This is a genomic window from Parabacteroides sp. 52 (genome assembly GCF_010500925.1).
Classification (GTDB): Bacteria; Bacteroidota; Bacteroidia; order Bacteroidales; family Tannerellaceae; genus QVMG01.
Genome location: NZ_QVMG01000044.1, coordinates 1 through 4,623, shown reverse-complemented (window position 1 = coordinate 4,623; position 4,623 = coordinate 1). Strand labels below are relative to the sequence as shown.

Annotated in this window: 1 protein-coding gene; it reads left to right on the top strand. The window is 42.5% G+C overall.

The features are described 5' to 3' along the window. A partial coding sequence (locus D0T51_RS12040) for a hypothetical protein (protein ID WP_163729624.1) occupies window positions 1-4,623 on the top strand: 4,623 nt, incomplete at both ends.

The following is a 4,623-nucleotide window of genomic DNA, read 5'->3' as shown; positions in this document are numbered from 1 at the left end:
GTTCGAGGTGGCGGCTTTGGTGTATGATGCTGTTGGCATTATTGGCAACGAATGCGTCACTGCTGGCGCAGGTGAATTGGGAACTTGGATATCCTAGATGGAGTAGCGGTTCTGAAATTCTAACGGTAGAGGGTGATGAAGGTTTCCTGGAAGTCTATTTCACTCCTTCGGCGGATGTAGCCAATGCTGCGATCGAATTCACTCTGCCGGTTAATATTCAATATATAGGTATAGAGAATGCAGCTGATTTTACAACAACGAGTACGGGTACTGTTGCTACTGGCCAAAAGGTAACAGCTAAGCTAAAGGCAGGAATAGCCTCGTCCGGTTCTCCTATACAGGCTCGTCTAAAGGTCAAAGCCTTGTGTGGAGCGGCAACGGGAACGAATGTATCAGTACAGATACTTAGTGGCTCTACTCCTGTTTCGGGATCTGCTAAAACAGCGGCTGTTCAAACACAGACGCCTGCTATCCAGATGATGGCAGTAGCCTCTAAAGTTGATTATTCGGCGGCGAACGAAATTCAAACCATAGAATATAAGTTATCTGCCAGCAATGGAAAAGCGAATGCTTTTAAGGTAATTCTTAAAGTGGATGAATATACGACCTTAAGTAATTTTACTTTTGGTGGAAGTTCGGTTACCGAGGTTCTTTCGGCAGATAAAAAGACATACACCTTAACATTGTCTGATCTGTCTTCGACTGAAAAAGTGTTAAGCTTCAAAGGTACTGCAAACCGTATCGGTTCCCACCTGGTGACTCCGACTGTACAGTACCCGGCAGCAAAGAACTGTACAACAACAGACGGGCAGGTCGTAACGATGGCTTTCCCGTCTGTGGCAGGGGCTCCGGTTATGGAAGCAGTGTCTATGGCGTATGTGGCTTCAGATGGTTTAACTCCATTAACAGCTCCCGAGATAATTATGGATGGTGTTACACCTGTAATAGTAAGAAGCGAAGTTAAAAACAATAGTATATTTACAGCAATAGATATGAGTTGTATTTTGATTCTCAATGCTAGTAACGGTGCTTTAGCCTATTGGAATGATCTTAATAAATTCTATTATCAATTAGAAGGAAAAGATAAAGTTCTTATACCTTCCTCCTGGATTAGTACATCTAAGGTTTTAACAAGTAATACTACAATTAATTATAAAGATACGATAGAAGGCAAGCCTAAAGATATAGTAATAACATTTCCTGAAACTGTTAAGTTAACGGGAGGGAAAACGATTACTATCTGGGGAACTGTTGTCTCGGGGAAAATATATGATAATGAAAACAAGACAGCAACAAGTTTTGGTAATATGAGAGGATGTTTTTCTGAATTTTCTGCAAAAAATGAAGCGGGAGTGATAGGAATACCAAGCTCGAGATTAAGTTGTCCACATGGTTCTGGTCTTCCTACTATGACTTCTCCATCAGAATTTTCTCTAAAACCGGGAGAAACAATAACACAGGTGTTACCTCTTCATACAGGTCACTCAGGTGCAACCGGAGCAGCACTTAGAAAGATTTACATTCAACTGCCATCCTGGTTGAAATTAGATAATTCGGATGGTGATCCTTTTACTTGGGGAACAAAAGATGGCGCAACAATATTCTCTCCGGTAGATTCAGAAAATGATGCTTCTATTGTATATCGATTTTATGCGCCAACTTCATATGCAGATGCTGTTTTAAGACTTAAATATACCAGTAATGGCTCATTTAGTCCTACCGAGGAGAATAAGACAGGTGAAATAGTTTATTGGGTAGATGTAGATGTTGCAGGAGGAACCACCTTGGAGAAGCTTGTTCGCCATGTTCAGCCTGTAACCCTCTTTTGTAAGCAAGAGGGAGTTGTGCTGGATAATTTCTCACCTTATCGTATTACCCGTGGACTGCGAGATAGTGACGAGAATCACCTACCCGATTCGGATACACCGGCATTGGATGCTGAGATGAATCACAATATTTATATAAAGGAAGATGAAGGAGAGTTTCATTGGGATATGACTATAAAAGAGACCTCGTCTTATTTATATCTTCCTGTAACTTCTCCTGGTTTTTTATTTAATGGAAGTACAAAGCACTTTAACCTGAAAACGGATGAGGTAGCTATCGAAGTGAATAACTCACCTTCCAGTTTGACTGCAGATGTGGTATATGCAAGTAACAATAAAGGTTTTTACTTATTGGTTAATGCTTCAGGAACTCCATTCACTGCCGGACAGACGATTAAAATAAAACTACCTTTTTCTGCAAAGAATAGAGGTACAGCATTATTAACCACAGAATGCTTTGTGAGCAATTTTCCTATTACAGATCCCTTTAATTGTTCGAATGATCCAAATCGAAAAGGGAAGGATCAGAAAGAGCAAAATCTGACTGTCGGTGACATTGAAATTTTAACCCATTGTGCTAATGGTATTTTTGATGACGGATCAAATCAGGAAAAGACCATTGTTAATTCATATATGAGAATGACTCTGGCGATCGATGCCCCTTATTTCTATAAAGAGGTTCGTCGTTTTACTTATGCATCTCTTCTGTCACTTGAAATTCCGGATGGTTATGAACTTACAGATAATTTAAAATTAGTAGTCACAAGAGGTTCCTTAGATGCAAAAGGTCCGGCTTCTCAAGAACTGTATCCAAAATCTGTTGATGGAAGTACATATACGTATGACTTGTCTACTCTTTATGATTTTAATTATTCAACAGAAAAAGGACCGGCTTTGGATCCGAATAAATGGGTTTTGGCAGAAGATTATTGGATGATTGGATATAATTATACTGTAAAAGCAACCAAAGGGGCTACAATAGGTGCAACTAAGGGCAAAATAACAGGAACTTATAAAAATCTGGTAACAGGAGAAGATATGGTTACTGTAGGAATTCCAACCTACACCTACAACGGTGTAGCCACCCAACTCAGTAACGTCCCTGTCAGCCTTCCCGTCAACGGTTCCAGCCTGAGTATTCCTATTGCCACAGTAGGTAATCCGAATGCTACGACTTTGGATCATGTCTGGTTGTATGTAGGAGGCAATGTTTCTGATGTGAAGTTCAATTCGGCTTCCGGACAAGGTCAATGGATCAATGCCGGTAGCCTTGTTTCAGGAGGTACTCAGGATTATAATATTACCTTCAATTATTTAGGCCGTACAGATGGAGAAAACAAAAATGATACCATCACCATCTATACCGTTTCCGACTTTGGAGATCCAGCCTTCCCGGCTGACCCTACCCAATACGCAATCGATAGCGATGAATTGAAGAATTACCTGGGAGCACGTAAAAATGTGATTCTTATCCCCGGTGAGGCAAAAGTGGGCGGAAGTATCGATGCTGGTACCTCGCTGACCTATGGTACAGAATATAACTTCGAGGCCGTGATTGACGGGACTTCCAGTCCGGGTGTACTAATCAATCCCCAGATGACAATCACCATCCCTGTCGGACAGGAATATATTCCGGGATCGCTTAGTCTGAACTTCCGGGGAACCACTGCGTATGACCTCTCGGATCTGATCACTGTTTTAACAACAGATAATACGAATGGTAACGATGGTCCGGGAGCGGAACGTACCCTTGTGTTCAGCCTGAAAGATATTCTGGGAGAAAATGTGCGTATGCCGGGAAATTTGAGTACCGAGCCGGCCGACCAGGATGTGAATAAGCGCAAGGCAATTCTTACTGCTCGCTTTAAACCGATGTGTAACACGCAACTGACGGGGATCCGTTTTACCGGAGAACTAGAGGCCGACAATATCACCGGCACTCAGGCCCGTTTGTCACCAGCTATGTTCCCGGTAATCTCTATGGCCTATACCTTTAGTGTGGGGGCAACGATCGACGGTGGCAATATGGCCTTTAATAAGGAAGAAACAGACAAAACATTGAAGGTGGTAATCAAAAAGGTATCCGGAGCAACAGCCAATGTCAATACGGACGATTATATTTTGCTTGAAATGCCGGATGTTTTGAATTTGGATGCCTCAGGATCAATCAATGTCAATACGGCTGTAACAGGAGCGTCCGGAAATGTTACGCCAATAAGTAATACGGCTGCTTCCGGTGTCCGCACGATCAAACTGCCGGTGCCTGCTGCCGAAATGAATGCTTATGCTAACAAAGGAGTAGGAGAAGATATCGAATATGAAATACCTATTACCTATACGGCAGATGTAACAGATGGTGCACAACTGATCGAAGCGAAGTACTACTCTTTGGCGAAGTTCAGTAATGATTGTAATACAACAGATGTGGCCTTGGATGGTGATGATGTAGAGGTAGGTATTCTGACTACTACAGCAAGTCCTTTCAAGGTGGTGGTAGATGAATCGTTAACCTTAAGTTGTAGCACTTCCGACTTTGGAGGAGACTGGTATGAAAACGCCGACCGTACAGGACAGCTTAGTTCGTCTACGATCACACCTACAACAGCGGGGACTTTCACCTATTATGCTTCTGTTATTATTGATGGAACCGATTATGGCACTGTGCCGGTGACGGTTATTGTATACCCATCACTAGACTTCTCGGTAGTAGATGCCGCCATCTGCCCGGCAGGTAGTATCGACCTGTCTACTTTGGTGAGTGGTGATGCGGTAGCTTCGGGAACGACCACTGTACTGA